Origin of the sequence: Niallia sp. FSL W8-0635, from assembly GCF_038007965.1 — a bacterium.
In the GTDB taxonomy this organism is placed as follows: Bacteria; Bacillota; Bacilli; order Bacillales; family Cytobacillaceae; genus Niallia.
In genome coordinates this window covers 2,422,682-2,439,568 of record NZ_JBBOYD010000001.1, presented here as the reverse complement: position 1 = coordinate 2,439,568, position 16,887 = coordinate 2,422,682, and the positions used below count along the sequence as shown (strand labels likewise).

Here is a 16,887-nt window from a genome sequence, read left to right as displayed (position 1 = left end):
ATTGTATAACAAGATTCCTTCTTTTATATTTATTTTAGCATACACTATTTTGCATTACAAGATAGCTTGGTGAATTTAGGCTCATCTTTTTCGATTTTCCCTTCATAGTGGACTTCCACTCCTTCATACAGTAAGGAGAAGGAGGTGAAGGAGTGAAAAAAGTTATTAAAATTATCTTAATTCCCTTTCTATTTCTAATTACTGCTTGCTCTACTGATCCAGTTCAAGAGGATCTGCTTCAATACGTTAATGAGGATATGACAACAGCCTTTGAATTAGAGGCTAAAGCAGTGTCCGCGTATGATTCTGTATCTGGACTCAATTATACGGATGATTGGACGATGTATGATACAATCCAAACACAAGTAATTCCGAATTATAATGAATTTATTAAAGAATTAAATATGGTAAAAGTAGAAACAGACGAGGTAAGAGAAATCCATGAAATATATATAAAGGGCGCTGATATCCAGTATAATGCGTTTGTAAAAATACTTACAGCGTTAGAAACACAAGATATTACCCTTGTTGAAGAAGCGAATGCCATGCTGGAGGAAGCTCGCACGCTCATACGTCAATATATAAATGAATTAGATAAGCTTGCAAAAGAGCATGAGGTGGAATGGGATGACACCCCTGTCAGTGAATCCATTTAGCATGTTCTCTTCATAAAAAATCCCGACAAGGTAAACAATGACGGTTTACTTTGTCGGGATTTAACAAGCTAGTAAATAATATTAAACAGATTTCTTCTTTGCGCCATTTTTATTTAGTTGATTATAGAAAAGAATTCCACTCAATAGTAATAAAACTCCGAAGCTAAATGTTTTAATATCTGCTGTTCCTGCAATAATTACCCAAACAGAGTAGATTGTTGCAAGGAATCCAATAACAAAGTCCACTCTTCTTTCCTTCAGTGAGTGATATGTTTCACCCGTTATAACTAATTTCAATTGGAAGATGGTTGAAATTAAATATGGAACCAGATAGCTCAGTGTTGCAATATAAATAATAAAATCAAATGCTTGCGATATGCTTTTTGAAACCGTTGAGAAAATGAATAATTGTCCTAAAACATTTGTAACGATTAAAGAAAATGTAGGAATTCCTTTTTTGTTTTCTTTTAAGAAAGCAGGAATGAAAATGCCTTGTTTTGCAGCGGCATAAGGTACTTCTGCACTTAACATAATCCAACCAATTGTAGAGCCGAACAAACTAATTAACCCAATAGCTGCGAGGATTTTTCCTGCGATGGGACCAAGTACAGCTTCTATTGCATCAATTAAAGGCTTTTGGGAAGCAACTAGTTGATCCTGTGTTAAAATGCCCATTACAAGGGTGCTGATTCCAATATAGATAGCTAAAGCAATTAAAAGACCAAAAATGGTTGCTTTTTTGACATCAGATTGCTTCTTCGCTCTAGAAGCAAAAACAACTGCTGATTCCACACCGATAAACGCCCATAATGTTGTAATGGCAGCACTATTGATTTGCCCAAATAATCCAACTGAATTGCCAGCTGCATTTATTTTTGGTTCTGCAAATGGAAGAATATTGCTTGATTCAAAGGCAAATAATGCAATGATGATAAATAGCATAAAACCAATTACCTTTGAAGCTGTGGCAACAACATTTAATTTACCGGCATTTTCCAATCCATTTAAAATAATGTAATGTGTTCCCCATAATAAAATGGTGCAGACAAGGAAAGTTAACGCATTTCCCACATATAGGGTGAAAGAACCAATATGCAATAAAACGGCTTGACTTGTCAAAATCGGGAAAAAGGTTGATAAATAACCAGCAAAAGTAGTAATAATGGCAACATTCCCAGCTAGGTTACCAATCCAATACCCCCATGTAGACATAAAGCCAGAAAGAGTAGATTTTTTTGAGCCAGGTTTAAATAATTCCTTCGCATAAATTTGTGGACCACCCGTTAAATCGGGCTTTCGAATAGCTAAATTCCCAAACACTAAAGCTGTTACTAGTACTCCGAACCCCGTTAATAGCCATGCTAAGATAACCCCAGCAGGGCTTGCTACTTCCGACAATGATCGAGGGAGCATAAAGATTCCCGAACCTACCATATTTCCTACAACTAAGGATATTAATATCCCTAATCCTAATGTTCCTTTTGAATTCATTTTTTTCTCCTTTAGGAAGTATTTGCTCACGTATGACATAGGAGATTTACTTAGAAGCCTTATATCTGTATACATCTAAATGTATTTTTATTATTTCCAAGGCATAAAAAAAACACACCTCTAAATGGTGTGAAGGTAGAAAACACCTTCAGATAAAAAGGATAGTTCACCATAGTAAGATCCTATGACAGTCCTGCACCTATTTGAATGCAGTCCCAGCTACTATTATCAGAGAATAATAGCGCTTCGGCGACTTTTCCTTTCAAAAGAATTCCAAAAGCTCTCTGGCTCTCCCTCTTTTTACTATTAAAAATCGCGACCTCTACCTCATCTTGAGCTGATAAGGATTTGTGAATATGAATTTATATGTATTAGGTTATTAGATATGTGTATTGATGTCAATGGAAAAACAAATAGAGGGAACTATCGATAAATTCACAATTATCGTAAATGCTTGTATGATGCTTTGTTAGAAAATACGATTACCAAACATTGCTATATTTAGTAGGAGTTCTTATGTAAATAGAGGAATTATATAAAATCAAGCTCTGTTACATAAACAGAGCTTGGGTTATAAAAATTATAATGTTGTAATAATCGGTTTATCTTTTGTAATGATAACTGTATGCTCGTATTGTGCGACAAAGCTTTTTTCTTTAGTTGAGAATGTCCAGCCATCGTTTTTTTCGTATACTTCCTCTGAACCTGTAGAAATAAATGGTTCAAACGCGATAACCATTCCATCTCGAAGAAGGTCCGTATCCCACGAGTCAAAATAATTTAGGATATGATCTGGTTTTTCATGCAAGGAAGTCCCTATTCCGTGACCTGTTAAATTTTTAATTACTGTAAATCCATGCTTTTTAGCTGTGTTATAAACAAATTTACCGATTCGATTCTTCTTCGCTCCAGGCTTAAAGCATTTAAGTCCTTCTTCAAATGCTTCTTGCGCCACTTCACAAAGCTTAATTAGTTTCGGATCACCATTTCCGACAACGAATGATTTACCAGTGTCAGCGAAATAACCATTTTTACTAGCTGATACATCAATATTTACTAAATCTCCCTCTTGAATGACACGGTCTCCGGGAATGCCGTGGGCTACCTCATCATTTACGGAAATACAAGTATATCCTGGAAAATCGTACATATCTTGTGGAGCTGAAACGGCACCATGTTCAGCAAAAAGCTTGCCAGCTAAATCATCTAGTTCTTTCGTTGTTACTCCTGGTACTGTTTTTTTAATTAATTCCTCTCTGATAATACTTACAATTTTACCAATTTCCTTAAGACCATTAATGTCTTGTTCATTCTTTACAATCATGTTAATTCTCCTTGTTCATCTATATCAATTCTCGAATCTTTTTCGCGTATATTATTATATGCTAATATGAGCGGTAAGTAAAAGGAATTAATCTATTAGGAGTTTTTTGTACTTTATGTAATAAGCAAATGAACAAGTACGAGCAGCCAGCACTACTCGTACTTGTTCTATTTAGCCTTTAAATTCGCCATTGTTTTTAGAAGCTTTTTCTTTCTTAGCTTTCTCTTTATGAATTTTATTTGCAGCAGCACTTCCCATTTCGTGTGCAAATTCTTCATTTAAGACAGCAGAATCAAATCCTTTTTTATTCTTTTGTTGTGGATCGGTTTTTTTGTTTTTCTTTGCCATTTATATCCCTCCTTTTTTCCTCTTTATTATGAAGAAAGAAAAGGGGAAATATGCGTTTATTTCTAATCGAATACTTGATACTTCTCATGAATTAATTCAACCGATTTTTCGATAAATTCTCTTAGGATTTCTTCCTTAATATCAGCAAGCTTATTAATATATACACAGCCTACTCCTGTCTTGTGTTTGCCGATTTGTTCTAAATAAAAGGTTCTTGTTTCTTCCTCTGTCGTTAAATAGAGGCTAATTCTTGCTTTTCTGGGAGAGAATCCAACAATAGGAGCATCTCCCTCGTGGCCTGAATCATATCTGTAGTGGTAAGAACCAAAGCCAATGATACTTGTACCCCACATCTTTGGTGCTAAACTAGTAACTTCAGAAAAAAGGTCTATTAGTTTATAGGCATCCTCTTTTTTTGCTGTACTTGGTAAGGAAGTTTCAATAAATTCAACGACATCCTGATCTGTTTCTTTTGTTTTTAATTGATACATGAAAAGTCTCCTTTTTTCTTCATTATAACCCCTCATCAAAATATAATTAATAAGTTTTTTAACTTTTTAAATAAATTCACATAAGATCTATCCAGCTATCATAGCATGTACAAGAAAGGATGTGTAAAGAGACGGATGTTCAGTGTAACCATTTTACTAAGCTATATTTTATTAGGGTTTACATTGGCTGCACCAATTGGTCCAGTAAACTCTGCGAGAATTGATAAAGGGATAAAAAATGGTTTTTGGCATGCTTGGATTGTGGGGTTTGGTTCCATGCTTGCCGATGGTATTTTTATGATAATGGTATATATCGGAATGGTTCATTTTCTTGAGATAGGTATCGTGCAAATATTCCTTTGGCTGTTTGGCGGATTTGTATTAATCTATACGGGAATTGAAAGTGTTATAGGGGCTCAAAATCTCAAGCTTGATTCCCTTAGAGGGAAAGATTCTCTATTTAAATGTTTCTTAACAGGATTTATTATGTCTATTACAAGTCCTTTATCCATTCTCTTTTGGTTGGGCATATATGGATCTATTTTAGCTAAAACCGCACAAGAAAATGGGACTAGTTCCTTATTGGTTTATAGTAGTATGATTTTTCTAGGGCTTACGCTATGGGATCTGATTGTTGCAGCCTTAACAAATGGATTTAGGCGTTTTCTAACGCTTGGAACGTTGAGAGGAATTTCTGTTGTTTCTGGTCTATCTTTAGTTTTATTTGGTGCCTATTTTGGCTATCAAGGGATTATGAAATTATTCTTTTCTTCGTAGTAATATAATTTAGGCTTTAGCCGAGAACCCTTGTGACTTCAGTCGTGGGTTGTTGACTCGCTTATAGTGAATAATATCAGTAATTCACATTAATTGATTTAAAAAAGGATGACGATTTTACGCAAATACGCAAAAAAGACGCTAGCCATTGCAGCGTCTTTTTTGGTATTAGTTTGACCTCTTTTAATCACCTAATCCCCAAACAGAAACGCTTTGAGCATTTACAGGGAAATCTCCGAAACCATCTTCCCCAATTTTCACTCGATCTTTTCGTGTATTCGTAAAATCAATCCACTCTTCTCCTTTTCGCGCTTCACCAACAAACATTTTTTTGATTCCCTCTTCCTTATTGGAAATGACGACAGCACAACCAGATCGTTCTATTTCTTGTTCTCCATGACGTACCCAGCCGATTACATGTGGATCATCGAAATAATCATCTTGCTTACCATATGCTTTTTTCTTTCGTACATATAGTAATGGATCAATGGCAGCCTTTTTTCCTTCAATCGGATGTTCTCCGCCAATCCCATAGTAATCGCCATAGAAGATGGTTGGATAGCCGTCCTTTCGAAGCAATATTAAGCTATATGCTATCTGCTTAAACCAATCTTCAACCCAAGATTCAAGTGATTCATCTGGTTGGGTATCATGATTATCGACAAAGGTAACACAATTAAGAGGATTATCTTTTACTAATGTTCCGTCAAAAATCGTTGAAAGGTCAAAATTACTGCCTTCTACAGAAGCGGTATGCAATTTATAGTGAAGAGGGACATCAAATAAATCGATTGTATAGTCTGTTTGCTGTAAAAACTCCTGACATTCGCTAATATCCGCTTTCCAAAATTCTCCTATAAAATAAAAATCTTCTTTTTCTTTTAATAAGGATTGAGCGAATTTTTTTATAAAGGAATGATTAATATGTTTGATTGCATCTAATCGATAACCATCACAATTTAGCGTCTTGTAAAGCCATTTACCCCATGAAATCATTTCATTTTGAACGAGTTCATTATTATAATCAATATTGGCAAACATCAGATAATCATAATTCCCAAATTCATCATCTACGTTTGAGTTCCACATTTTATTTTCGCCAAGTATTCTGAAGATACCAGCTTTCTTGGCTTTGTTATCATAATCGGTTCCATTAAAATGCTGAAAGTTCCATTTGAAAGAGGAATATGTATCTCCTCTTCCTGGGAAGGTAAACTTTGTCCATGCTTCTATGTCATGTGGTTCGGATATTTCTTCTTCTCTATTTTCAGGATTCACTTCAATGGCTTTAATTGTCTCTTTTTCATCTGCTGCTGCTTTATGATTCATCACTACATCCACATAAACTTGGATTCCCACATTATGACACGCTTCTATTGCATCAAGCAATTCCTGTTTGGTGCCATATTTAGTCCGGATTGTACCCTTTTGATCAAATTCTCCTAAATCATAGACATCATAAACGCCATAGCCATTGTCATCTTTGGAAGCTGCTTTTGTAACTGGTGGAATCCAAAAGGCGTCAATACCCGCTTCCTTTAATTCTCCTGCTTGTTCTTTCAAACGATTCCAATGTTGTCCATCAGCAACTAAATGCCATTCAAAAAACTGCATCATTGTTTTATTTTTCATTTATCCATTCTCCTACTCCAATAAAATGTAGCTTATCTCTTACTAAGAAATATTAGCTAAGCTTTCTTATGAAGTAATTCTACCCATAATGATGGATTTTCAAGCCTGCTTGCGAAATAGCGAAGATGGATTGGCGTTTTTTAACAAAATTGCTGAATTGGTTTTACTTAAAAATTAATATTAATAATGAAATTGTGCAATTAATTTTTTTAAATGGTCAGCTGTTTCAAAAAGGCTTAACGCTGAAGCATGAACTTCTTCAAATGATGCTAGCTGTTCTTCAGAAGATACAGAAATTTCTTCCGATAATGCTGCATTTTGTTTACTAAATTGAATAAGCGCTTCAAAAGTACGGGCAAGTGTTTTAATATGGCTATAAACTTCTTCAGAAGAAACGGTTACTTTCTCGATAATCGGTTCGGTTTCATTCATACTATTAGAAATGGCGTGGAATTTCTTTTTTACCGATGACATAACAGATAATCCACTTTCAACTTGAGTGTGTACGGTATTCATCATATCTATAGTAGAATGTGTATCATTCTGAATCCCTTTTACTAAGTACTCGATCTCAGTTGCAGAATGATGCGTTGTTTCTGCTAATTTTCTAATTTCATCCGCTACTACAGAAAAACCTTTCCCGCTTTCTCCTGCTCTAGCGGCTTCGATTGCTGCATTTAATGCTAATAGATTTGTTTGGTTCGCAATAGTACTTATTAATTGAGTAATAGCCTCCACTTCTTTTGAACGCTTATTTAGTGCATCTATTTGTTTATCTGATTTAACAACAGAATCGACAATTAATTGCATTTGCGATTCTGCTTGATTGAGAGCTAGTTCGCCTTCTTTCGCTTTCTCCATTGTCATTGCACCTAACTTTGACATATACAGAGAATTTTCTCTAATTACTCCTGTTCTTTCTGTAATCTCATTTAATTTTGTCGTGTTCGTTTCAATCTGTTGTTTTTGATTTTCAGCACGTGAAGCTATTTCTTGTGTTACTGAAACTAAATCTTCTACTACCTTTGTTGAAGAAAAAGAGCTAGCGGTAAGGTTTTCGCTAGATGCAGCAACTTGTGTTATGCTTTTTTCCATATGTTTGATTAAATGCTTTAAATTTTCTTGCATTTGCTGAAAGGATTTTGATAAATGACCGATTTCATCTGTCCTCTTAACTTCTATTTCTTGTGTTAAATCTCCCTTTCCAACAAGAGCTGCTTTTTCTTTCATTTTATTTAATGGTTTAATGATTGATTGTATATTGAAATAAATAAGAATAGATCCGATGAATAGGAAAACAAAAATAGCTAGGAATGATGCTCTTAATATAGAAGAAGAAGCATCGGATACTTCTTTTGAATACATGGATCCAGCAATCTTCCATCCAGTAATCTTATTTGTAAGATAAGTAAGTTTTTTCTCTTTATTATCTAGACTGTATGTAAAAGTACCTTTCTCTTTTTGTTTCATCTGTTGAATATAGTTTTCTGTACCTATGTCGCCGATTTTTTCCGTTGGATGTGCCATATAAGCATTTTTCTCGTCAATAAGAAAAGCATATCCTTCTTTCCCTATTGTGATATTACTCACAATGGTTTGAATAGCACTAAGTTTAATTTTTAAGCCGACTACCTTATCTCCATCTTCTGTACTCCCAGCAATCGTGACGACCATTTCATTTGTACTTGCAGAAATATATGGATTGGATATGTAAATTTCATCCGGATTTTCTTCCGCTTCGATAAACCATTCACTTGCTGTCGGATCGTAATTATCTGCCATCTTTCCTTCTGGTTTCTGTAGATATTGTCCTTGTTTTGTAGCAAAAAATATGCTGTCAATATCATCATGAAAATATTGATAATTTTCAAGTATAGCATTAATAGTTTCATCTGATAGAGGATTATTTATATTACTCCAATCTTTGCGAAGCTTGTCGACTTGCTTCATCTTCGTTGATATTTCTGTTGTGATATTATCATCTAGCTGTTGAATCTGTTGTAATGCATTGTCCATTATTTCTTGTTCTAGTTGACTTTTTGAATTGAAATAAGAAAATACACCAATGAATATAGTTGGAATAAATAATAGAACAAAAAAGCTTAGGTATAATCTTTTTTTAATTGTCATGCTGTTCTTTAATAGTACTAGTTTTTTTCTCATTTTCGATTAATGGCTCCTTTACAAATGAAAATAGGACTTATTCATTATAAAGGAAACTTTTCTATCTATTTAGGAAATAGGAGATTTGTCATAAATATGCCTTAATTCAACTAAAATGACCTTACTTTCGTCATGTTAAGCGATGAGAAAGTAAGGCCAATGTCCAATTGATTATTGTTTGTTTTTTAAAAACTCTTCTTTTATTGTTGCTAATAGCTCTTTATTCGTTAAGATTTCTAAGCCTGTTAACGCCATTGATTTTGCCCCTAACATCATGGCATCTCTTCCTTGATCGGACATGGCAGCTTCTCTAAACTCATGTGTATGACAAGCATATGCTTCGTTACAGATTTTTACATATGGATGGATGGATGGAACAACTTGGCTTACATTTCCCATGTCAAGAGAACCGGAACCGTCTCTTTGCTCGTGAATATCCACTTCCTCTACACCTAATAAAACGAGTTGATTTGTAAACACATTAGATAATGCTTTATTTGTAATCATGTCATCATAGGAAAATTCATAAAAGCTAGATTTAACGGTAGCTCCAGTTTGGAGAGCTGCTCCTTCTGCACATTTTTTTACTTTTTCTACTAATATATTTACATCTTCTCTTTTTCCAGCTCTTACATAGAACTGTGCTACTGCATAATCAGGAACGATATTGGCAGCTTTGCCACCCTCTGTGATGACACCATGAATGCGAGCGTCTGGTTTTATATGCTGTCTTAAAGCATTAATACTATTAAAAGTATGTAAGACAGCGTCTAGTGCATTAATCCCTAAATGTGGGCTTGCCGCAGCATGGGCAGATTTTCCAAAGAACTCAAACTGAATGGCATCCATCGCAAGGGAATCTCCACTCTTCATATAGTTATCTAAAGGATGGACCATCATGGCTACATCCAATTCTTCGAAAAGTCCAGCTTCCGCCATTGTTACTTTCCCGCCTTTTGTTTCTTCGGCAGGTGTACCGTACACAATAACCTTTCCGCCTGTTTCTGCTAAAACCTTACTAAGACCAATTCCTGCCGCAATTCCCATTGTTCCGATTAAATTATGGCCGCAAGCATGTCCTAATTCTGGCAAAGCATCGTATTCAGCCATATATCCAATAACGGGACCTTCTTTTCCACTATCGTATGTTGCTTTAAACGCAGTTGGTAAATCACATATCCCTATTTCTACATGGAAATCATGCTCTTTTAATGTATCTGTCAATATTTTGCATGCTTTAAATTCTTCATGTCCTAGTTCAGGATTTTCGCCAATATAAATACTAATATTTTTAAATTTAGTTTCATTTTCATTAATTGCATCTAAGATGATTTGTTTCATAATTTTCGCACCTTTCTCTATTTATACATTACTAGTTTACCAATTTTCTATAAAAAAGCTACTAAAAAATGCGTAAAAATAATTATCTGGGTATATTTATACATTTAAATGGAATCTTTTTATGCCATTTTAATAGTATAAATGCCAATAGATAAAGGGCTAGATACCTTCTGTTACTTAGGTATCTAGCCCTTTATTAATTATCTACTTTATATTTTTTCCATAAAAAATTTCATTTATTTCTTGAGTTAGCTTTTCTGTAATGAAAATGCGATCTTGCGGTGTTAATTTATCTTCTTTATAACCAAATAAATAATTATTTAAATCAAATTGTTTTAGCTTACATTTGGTATGAAAGATATTTTCTTGATAGATATTGGCATCTATCATATCGAATTGCGCTTTCACATCGTCTGGAATATAGTTTTGGATAGAGTTTATATCATGATCTATAAAAAGCTTATGTCCATGAATATCTCGAGTAAAGCCTCTTACTCGATAATCCATAATCATAATATCTGTATCGAAAGAATAGATTAAATAATTTAATGCCTTCAAGGGAGAGATTTCTCCACATGTTGAAACATCGATATCGGCACGAAAGGTACTGATTCCTTCGTCTGGATGATACTCAGGATATGTATGAACGGTAATATGGCTTTTGTCGAGATGCATGACAACAGAACCTGGAAATCCTCCTGGAAGCGGTCCTGGTGATTCTTCAAATACTTCTTTTGGCGCAGCTTCTGAAACTGGTCCTTCTGAAACGAGTAAGGTAACGCTCGCTCCTTGTGGTTCATAATCCTGCTTAGCTATATTTAAAACATGTGCTCCGATGATATCTGAGACATTTTTTAATATTTTCGTTAAACGATCTGCATTGTATTGTTCGTCGATATATTGTAAATAGGCTTCTCGTTCATTTCTCGTCCGTGTATAGCAAATATCGTACATATTAAAGCTTAGTGACTTTGTTAAATTATTAAACCCATGTAACTCTATTCGCTGCTGAGGTGTTAAACTCATGTTTATCCCCCTCTTTCTAACAAGTAAGTATTGTTATGTTACCCGAACAGATTGTAGATTAACCAAAAAATCACTAATCTCTTATATTCCTTTCTACCGGAATTAGCACGAGATTAGTGATTTCATTATCTTTAAAACATACTTAAGTCGTATTTATTTGCAAGGATTTCTAATAGCTTTAATCCTGCTACACTATTTCCTTTATCATCTAAGGCGGGGCCCGAAATACCAATTCCAAAGCGATTAGGCACCGAACCTAATATTCCCCCAGCGACCCCGCTTTTTGCAGGGATTCCAACTCGTACGGCAAATTCTCCTGATGCATTATACATGCCGCATGTGACCATAAATGTTTTGCAAATGCGTGCCACTTGGGCAGGCATTAATTGCTTATTTGTCATTGGTTCCTTGCCGTCTAATGCAAACACGATACCAATTCGCGCCAAATCTAAACAATTCACTTCAATGGAGCATTGTTTCGTGTATAAGTCCAATAGTTCTTCTACATCCTCATTAATAATGCCATGTTGTTTCATAAAAAAACAAAGTGCTCTATTTAAATGAGATGTTTCAAATTCTGATTTAGCTACCTCAGCTGAATAACTTATATGTTCATTTCCAGATAGAATTTTTACAAAATCAATAATTTTTTGGAATCGCTCTTCAACCGAATTCCCTGTAATCATATGAGTAACAGCCAGTGCACCAGCATTTATCATTGGATTTAACGGTTTGGAAGGATTGCTCATTTCTAGTTTAACGATAGAATTAAACGGATCACCAGTAGGCTCATATCCTACTTTACTGAAAACGTATTCTTCCCCTGATTCAATTAATGCTAATGCTAAAGTTATTACTTTAGAGATACTTTGTAAGGTGATTTTTTCCTGAATACATCCAGCAGAATAGCAACTGCCATCTGGATGATAAATTGCAACTGATAAATCATCTGGATTAGCTTTACTTAGGGCGGGGATATAATCAGCAACTTTTCCCTTACTTGTATACTGCTTCGCTTCCAAAAGAATGCTTTCTAATTCTTCATTTGATTGACAAGGCATTTTATCACCAACTTCATATAATATTTTTTAATCCTTTTCAAAACAGCTTAGTTTAAGCCTACTCTATAAGTAAAGTATACCGCTAGAAAGGACAGAAGAAAAATTAGACCTTTTACAAAAATTTGTTAAAGATATAATTTTTCCAATTCATCAGGAGGCAGTGGCTTGCTGTAATAATAGCCTTGAACAATTTCACATTCATGATTCTGTAGAAATTCAACTTGTTCTTTTGTTTCCACTCCTTCAGCAATGACGACAAAATTCATATTATGTCCCATATCAATAATTACTTTTGCTAACGAGCCTTTATGTTTTGGATGATTAATATCATCGATAAAACTTTTATCTATTTTAATTGTATCAATGGGTAATGATTTTAAATAGCTTAAAGAGGAATATCCTTTACCGAAATCATCAATAGATATTTGAAAGCCAAGCTTTTTAATATTTTCTAATTCGATTTTAGCTTTTTCGATATTTTGCATAATGTTTTCTGTAATTTCTAGCTCAATATTCGCTGTGTTTATTTGTAGCCTTTGAACTTCATTCTGAAGAAAAGGTAAGAAATCAATGTATTGAAATTGACGAGCCGAAATATTTATAGCAAGCTTTATGTTTTTTTTACCGTTCGCTTTCCATTGCTTCTTTTGCATGAAAGCTTGTGTAATTACCCATTCTCCAATAGAAAGCATTAAATTTGTTTCTTCAGCAATAGGTATAAATTCATCTGGAGATAAATAGCCATATACTGGGTGTTTCCAGCGTAAAAGCGCCTCGACTCCATATATACTACCTGTCGTAATATCAATTTGTGGTTGATAGTATAGCTCTAGTTCTTTATTAGAGATTGCTTTTCGCAGTGCCATCTCTAGCTCCATTTTTCTCGCTCCATTTTCTGCAATAAAGGAGGAATAAAATTGGAAATTATTTTTTCCTAGGTCTTTCGCAACATACATGGCGGCATCAGCGTTTTTAATTAATGATTCTTGGTCATCTCCATCTGTTGGATACATGCTAATACCAATACTTGGTGTTACAAAGAATTCATCTTGCTTTACAACAAAGGGAACGGAAAATTGGTTTATAATTTTTTTTGCAACATCTTCTATCTCTTTTCTTTCTTTATTCTCTAAGAGAATTAGAAATTCATCTCCACCTAATCGTGCTACAAAATCAGTTTCTTTTATTGCTGATTTAAGTCTATAGGCAACTTTTTTTAAAATGATATCCCCTGTACCATGTCCTTTTGTGTCATTAATCCGTTTAAATTGATCTAAATCTAGAAATAATACAGCCATTGATTGCACTTCATCACAGTTTAATAAACGATCGTTTAAATAGCTTAAACAACTATTGCGGTTCGGCAATTCTGTTAATACATCTGTGAATGCCAATTCTTTAATTTTTATTTCTGTTTGCTTTCGTGACGTAATATCTCTTCCTAGAATTAATACAGCATCCTGCCCACCAAAAAGAATTCGCATACAATTGATTTCTAGTAATAGCTTTTCCCCATTTACTTTACTGAAACCAATTTCCATCTCGATTACTTGTTTCTTTTGTTCTATTCCTTTATTAAATGCTTGAACAATATATTGAAAAGTTTCTTCGGGAAAAAGATCATTAACAGAAAGTCCGACTAAAGTACTGTGGTCTCTTTCAAATATTTTTATACCGGCTTTATTAATATAATGTAATTTATAGTCCATAACTACCGCAATAATATCTGGTGACATATCGACTAGCTTACTAAATTTATCTTCATTTTCTTTACTATCTGTTATATCAATCAATACACTTGTAAATTCTTTCATTTCTCCAGTTGTTTTATCAAAGATGGCGATTCCTCTATCTTTAATCCAACGAATTTTTCCATTGGGTTTAATGATGCGATAATTACTAACAACTATATCTTGTTTGGTAAGAAGGTTCGCTCTCTCCACTAAAATCTCTTTGTCCTCTGGATGAATAACCTCTTTCCATAGATTATGGTTGTTGTAAAAATCCTCAACCGAATATCCGTAAATCGTCTCAATCCCAGCAGTAATCATTAATTTATTTGTTTTTAAATCATGAAACCAAATAGCTATATCTAATGTTTCAAAAATCGATTGCAATTTTTTACTGCTTTGGGCATATTCTCCAAGTACATAGGTGATTTTCTCTATTAATTGATAAAAAACATATAGTAACCCACTCGTAATGATCAGCTGTAACAGAATAAATAATCCTTTATTGATATCTGTAACAAAGACATTAAGAATCACAGAGAACAGAACAAAAAAGCCAATCGCTACAATCCATTTTGTTTCACTGTGTTTATAATCCATATAAGAACTCCTTACTTGTCTGATAAATAATAGTTATAAAATGAATGGTATGTATAAAAATCGCTCCTAAATAAGTATTTTGACAAAACACCTATTTTTAATACCCGAGGTTGCATGCTACGAAACTTCATGTCAACTAGTCCTTGCATGTACAATTAGAATACACTTATATTGATTTGTTTATAAGTGAAAAAGTTTTCGATGGGAAATTAGTTTTTAATGGGAATGGATGTGGCATTTAATTGTTAATAATAATAGCAGTTTCCGTAAAGTTTGTTGCGCGGATCTACAATAATAATAGTCCTTATAATGAAGAATGGTTATAAAGTAAGAACATAGACAAGCATTCCTACTTTATAACCATTTCCGTGATTGAATTCTAATTGAGATTCGGTGTTTCAACTTGTACACGAGGAGTATTCCAGGTGTCAAACCATTTCTTGGTTGCTGTTATGATGATAATTATCCCTAAGATTAGCATAATAATGGAAAGAACCGCATTTAACACATTATAGCCAGCTGCCTCTGGATTTAAATAGACATTTTTGACCATCCAATATCCTGCATAATTTACTGTTACAAATAAATAAGCCATCGGGATAAGGCAAGTGAGCATATATCTTCGTTTATCAGCCATTTTTAAAATGACAGTTGCTCCAATAATAAGACCGATAGTCGCCATAAGCTGATTAGACACACCAAACAGTGCCCAAACAGAACTGATGTCACCGGAGAATAAAAGGTATCCCCACATTAAGCATGCTAGTGCACTGGCAAAAATAGAACCTGGTAGCCAATCCACTCTCTTTAGCGGTTTGTAAAATTCGCCTAGAAAATCTTGTATTAAATAGCGTGCTGTTCTTGTACCAGCGTCAATTGCCGTTAAAATAAAGACGGCTTCAAACATGATGACAAATTGAAAGAAATAGGATGCAAGATGAGAGAACCAAGAGATTTCGGTGAATATATAGGACATACCGACAGCTAAAGTAACGGCTCCTCCTGTTCTTCCCTCTAAATCAATGCCAATTTCACGACTTAATTCTGGCAAGTTTGATACACTCATTCCTAGCGTTTGGAAAACCTCTGGAGTTGAATTTATCGCGAAATAATCTCCAGGATGTAGAGCAGTAGCAGCAATAAGTGCCATAATTCCAACTAAACATTCAACAAGCATGGCTCCAAAACCAACAACTTTAATATCACTCCATTTATCGAGCATTTTTGGAGTAGTACCAGATCCGACAAATGCATGGAAGCCTGAAATAGCACCACAGGCAATCGTAATGGAAATAAACGGCCATACTGGACCTGCAATTACTGGTCCCCCTCCATTTACGAATTCTGTGAACGCTGGAAATTCAATGGCGGGATTAATAATAAAGACACCAATAATAAGGGCAATAAACACACCTATTTTCATAAAACTACTTAAATAATCTCTAGGTGCCAACAGCAGCCATACAGGAAGTGCCGCTGCAAAAAATGCATAGATTGGAAGAATAATAGCAAGTGTTTTTGTATCAAGTGTTAGCCAATCACCAATTACTGTTTCCTGAATGATTGGTCCAACAAACACACCAATCATTAATAGAATGAATCCAATTGTTGTACATAATTTCAAATTTCCTGTTTTCTTATAAAATATCCCTACTCCCATTGCAATAGGAATGGTTATCCCAACTGAGAATGTTCCCCATGGATTTCTTTCCAAAGCGTGCAATACTACCATGGATAGACCGGCCATTGTAATCGTAATAATAAACAGCATCGCAAGTCCTGTACAAAAACCAGCAACAGGTCCAAGCTCCTCTTTCGCTACTTCGGATAAAGATTTCCCTTTTTTTCTCATACTAGCAAATAATACAACTGCGTCATGGACCGCACCACCGATAACTGCACCGATCAAAAGCCAAATTAGCCCAGGCAAATAGCCGAATTGTGCTGCAAGAATGGGTCCTACGAGTGGTCCTGCAGCAGCTATGGCTGCGAAATGATGACCAAATGTTACCCACTTATTTGTCGGCACATAATCTTTCCCATCATTTAATTCATGGGCAGGAGTTTTTTCTTTATCGTTTAGCTTTAATACTTTTACAGTCATAAAGGTACCATACAGACGATAAGCAATCATCAAGATACATGCAGACGCTACCACTATTGTAACCGCATTCATTTCTATCTACCTCCTTTAATGCTTTTATTATAAAAAATGAAAAGGAAGATAAAGCATTTTCATGATAAAAT

At 34.5% G+C, this 16,887-nt stretch carries 13 protein-coding genes and 1 riboswitch; of the genes, 2 read left to right on the top strand and 11 right to left on the bottom strand.

All coding sequences use genetic code 11. The annotated features are described in order from the left end of the window. The first annotated feature begins 152 nt into the window (after nucleotides 1–152). Nucleotides 153–656, top strand: a complete 504-nt coding sequence (locus NYE52_RS11645; protein WP_341193210.1) for a hypothetical protein — start codon at nucleotides 153–155, stop codon at nucleotides 654–656. 81 nt (nucleotides 657–737) lie between these two features. On the opposite strand, the gene NYE52_RS11640 is transcribed toward NYE52_RS11645, so the two are convergent. From NYE52_RS11640 to NYE52_RS11625, 4 genes are all read right to left on the bottom strand, one after another. Further along, on the bottom strand, nucleotides 738–2,147 hold the full coding sequence (locus NYE52_RS11640) for an amino acid permease (protein WP_341193209.1): 1,410 nt from the start codon (nucleotides 2,145–2,147) through the stop codon (nucleotides 738–740). A 154-nt stretch (nucleotides 2,148–2,301) separates the two neighbouring features. After that, nucleotides 2,302–2,480, bottom strand: a riboswitch (Lysine riboswitch). A 247-nt stretch (nucleotides 2,481–2,727) separates the two neighbouring features. After that, nucleotides 2,728–3,471 carry a type I methionyl aminopeptidase gene (map, locus tag NYE52_RS11635; RefSeq protein ID WP_341193208.1) on the bottom strand — a complete coding sequence of 248 codons (744 nt, stop codon included), beginning with the start codon at nucleotides 3,469–3,471 and terminating at the stop codon, nucleotides 2,728–2,730. 171 nt (nucleotides 3,472–3,642) lie between these two features. Beyond that, nucleotides 3,643–3,819, bottom strand: coding sequence for a hypothetical protein (locus tag NYE52_RS11630; RefSeq protein WP_341193207.1), 177 nt, complete (start codon nucleotides 3,817–3,819; stop codon nucleotides 3,643–3,645). A 62-nt stretch (nucleotides 3,820–3,881) separates the two neighbouring features. Next, nucleotides 3,882–4,310 (bottom strand): DUF1801 domain-containing protein, encoded by a 429-nt coding sequence (locus NYE52_RS11625; RefSeq protein WP_341193206.1) that lies wholly within the window; start codon nucleotides 4,308–4,310, stop codon nucleotides 3,882–3,884. Nucleotides 4,311–4,445: 135 nt separating this feature from the next. Between NYE52_RS11625 and NYE52_RS11620 the strand changes: the two genes are divergently transcribed. Continuing rightward, entirely contained in the window at nucleotides 4,446–5,087 is a 642-nt protein-coding gene (locus tag NYE52_RS11620) for a LysE family transporter (protein WP_341193205.1), read from the top strand. 183 nt (nucleotides 5,088–5,270) lie between these two features. On the opposite strand, the gene NYE52_RS11615 is transcribed toward NYE52_RS11620, so the two are convergent. The 7 genes from NYE52_RS11615 to cstA form a co-directional block, all read right to left on the bottom strand. Next, nucleotides 5,271–6,719, bottom strand: coding sequence for an alpha-amylase (locus tag NYE52_RS11615; RefSeq protein WP_341193204.1), 1,449 nt, complete (start codon nucleotides 6,717–6,719; stop codon nucleotides 5,271–5,273). A gap of 180 nt (nucleotides 6,720–6,899) precedes the next feature. Then, nucleotides 6,900–8,882 carry a methyl-accepting chemotaxis protein gene (locus NYE52_RS11610; RefSeq protein ID WP_341193203.1) on the bottom strand — a complete coding sequence of 661 codons (1,983 nt, stop codon included), beginning with the start codon at nucleotides 8,880–8,882 and terminating at the stop codon, nucleotides 6,900–6,902. Nucleotides 8,883–9,053: 171 nt separating this feature from the next. Beyond that, a complete protein-coding gene (locus NYE52_RS11605; protein WP_341193202.1) occupies nucleotides 9,054–10,223 on the bottom strand; it encodes a M20 family metallopeptidase in 1,170 nt (389 codons plus the stop codon). A gap of 204 nt (nucleotides 10,224–10,427) precedes the next feature. Continuing rightward, nucleotides 10,428–11,249 (bottom strand): adenosylmethionine decarboxylase, encoded by an 822-nt coding sequence (speD, locus tag NYE52_RS11600; RefSeq protein WP_341193201.1) that lies wholly within the window; start codon nucleotides 11,247–11,249, stop codon nucleotides 10,428–10,430. 131 nt (nucleotides 11,250–11,380) lie between these two features. After that, nucleotides 11,381–12,310: a glutaminase A gene (gene glsA, locus NYE52_RS11595; RefSeq protein WP_341193200.1), complete on the bottom strand. Its 930-nt coding sequence runs from the start codon at nucleotides 12,308–12,310 to the stop codon at nucleotides 11,381–11,383. A gap of 125 nt (nucleotides 12,311–12,435) precedes the next feature. After that, the gene (locus tag NYE52_RS11590; protein ID WP_341193199.1) at nucleotides 12,436–14,640 is read right to left on the bottom strand and encodes a sensor domain-containing protein; all 2,205 of its coding nucleotides are present in this window, start codon (nucleotides 14,638–14,640) and stop codon (nucleotides 12,436–12,438) included. Nucleotides 14,641–15,019: 379 nt separating this feature from the next. Continuing rightward, nucleotides 15,020–16,816 carry a carbon starvation protein CstA gene (cstA, locus tag NYE52_RS11585; protein ID WP_341193198.1) on the bottom strand — a complete coding sequence of 599 codons (1,797 nt, stop codon included), beginning with the start codon at nucleotides 16,814–16,816 and terminating at the stop codon, nucleotides 15,020–15,022. Nucleotides 16,817–16,887: the final 71 nt, after the last annotated feature.

Bases quoted from the DNA above. Each gene is read 5' to 3' on its own strand.
- NYE52_RS11640 (WP_341193209.1), bottom strand. From the start codon at position 2,147: ATGAATTCAAAAGGAACATTAGGATTAGGGATATTAATATCCTTAGTT.
- NYE52_RS11610 (WP_341193203.1), bottom strand. From the start codon at position 8,882: ATGAGAAAAAAACTAGTACTATTAAAGAACAGCATGACAATTAAAAAA.
- NYE52_RS11590 (WP_341193199.1), bottom strand. From the start codon at position 14,640: ATGGATTATAAACACAGTGAAACAAAATGGATTGTAGCGATTGGCTTT.
- NYE52_RS11625 (WP_341193206.1), bottom strand. From the start codon at position 4,310: ATGTATCAATTAAAAACAAAAGAAACAGATCAGGATGTCGTTGAATTT.
- cstA (WP_341193198.1), bottom strand. From the start codon at position 16,816: ATGAATGCGGTTACAATAGTGGTAGCGTCTGCATGTATCTTGATGATT.
- speD (WP_341193201.1), bottom strand. From the start codon at position 11,249: ATGAGTTTAACACCTCAGCAGCGAATAGAGTTACATGGGTTTAATAAT.
- NYE52_RS11605 (WP_341193202.1), bottom strand. From the start codon at position 10,223: ATGAAACAAATCATCTTAGATGCAATTAATGAAAATGAAACTAAATTT.
- glsA (WP_341193200.1), bottom strand. From the start codon at position 12,310: ATGCCTTGTCAATCAAATGAAGAATTAGAAAGCATTCTTTTGGAAGCG.
- map (WP_341193208.1), bottom strand. From the start codon at position 3,471: ATGATTGTAAAGAATGAACAAGACATTAATGGTCTTAAGGAAATTGGT.
- NYE52_RS11620 (WP_341193205.1), top strand. From the start codon at position 4,446: ATGTTCAGTGTAACCATTTTACTAAGCTATATTTTATTAGGGTTTACA.
- NYE52_RS11630 (WP_341193207.1), bottom strand. From the start codon at position 3,819: ATGGCAAAGAAAAACAAAAAAACCGATCCACAACAAAAGAATAAAAAA.
- NYE52_RS11615 (WP_341193204.1), bottom strand. From the start codon at position 6,719: ATGAAAAATAAAACAATGATGCAGTTTTTTGAATGGCATTTAGTTGCT.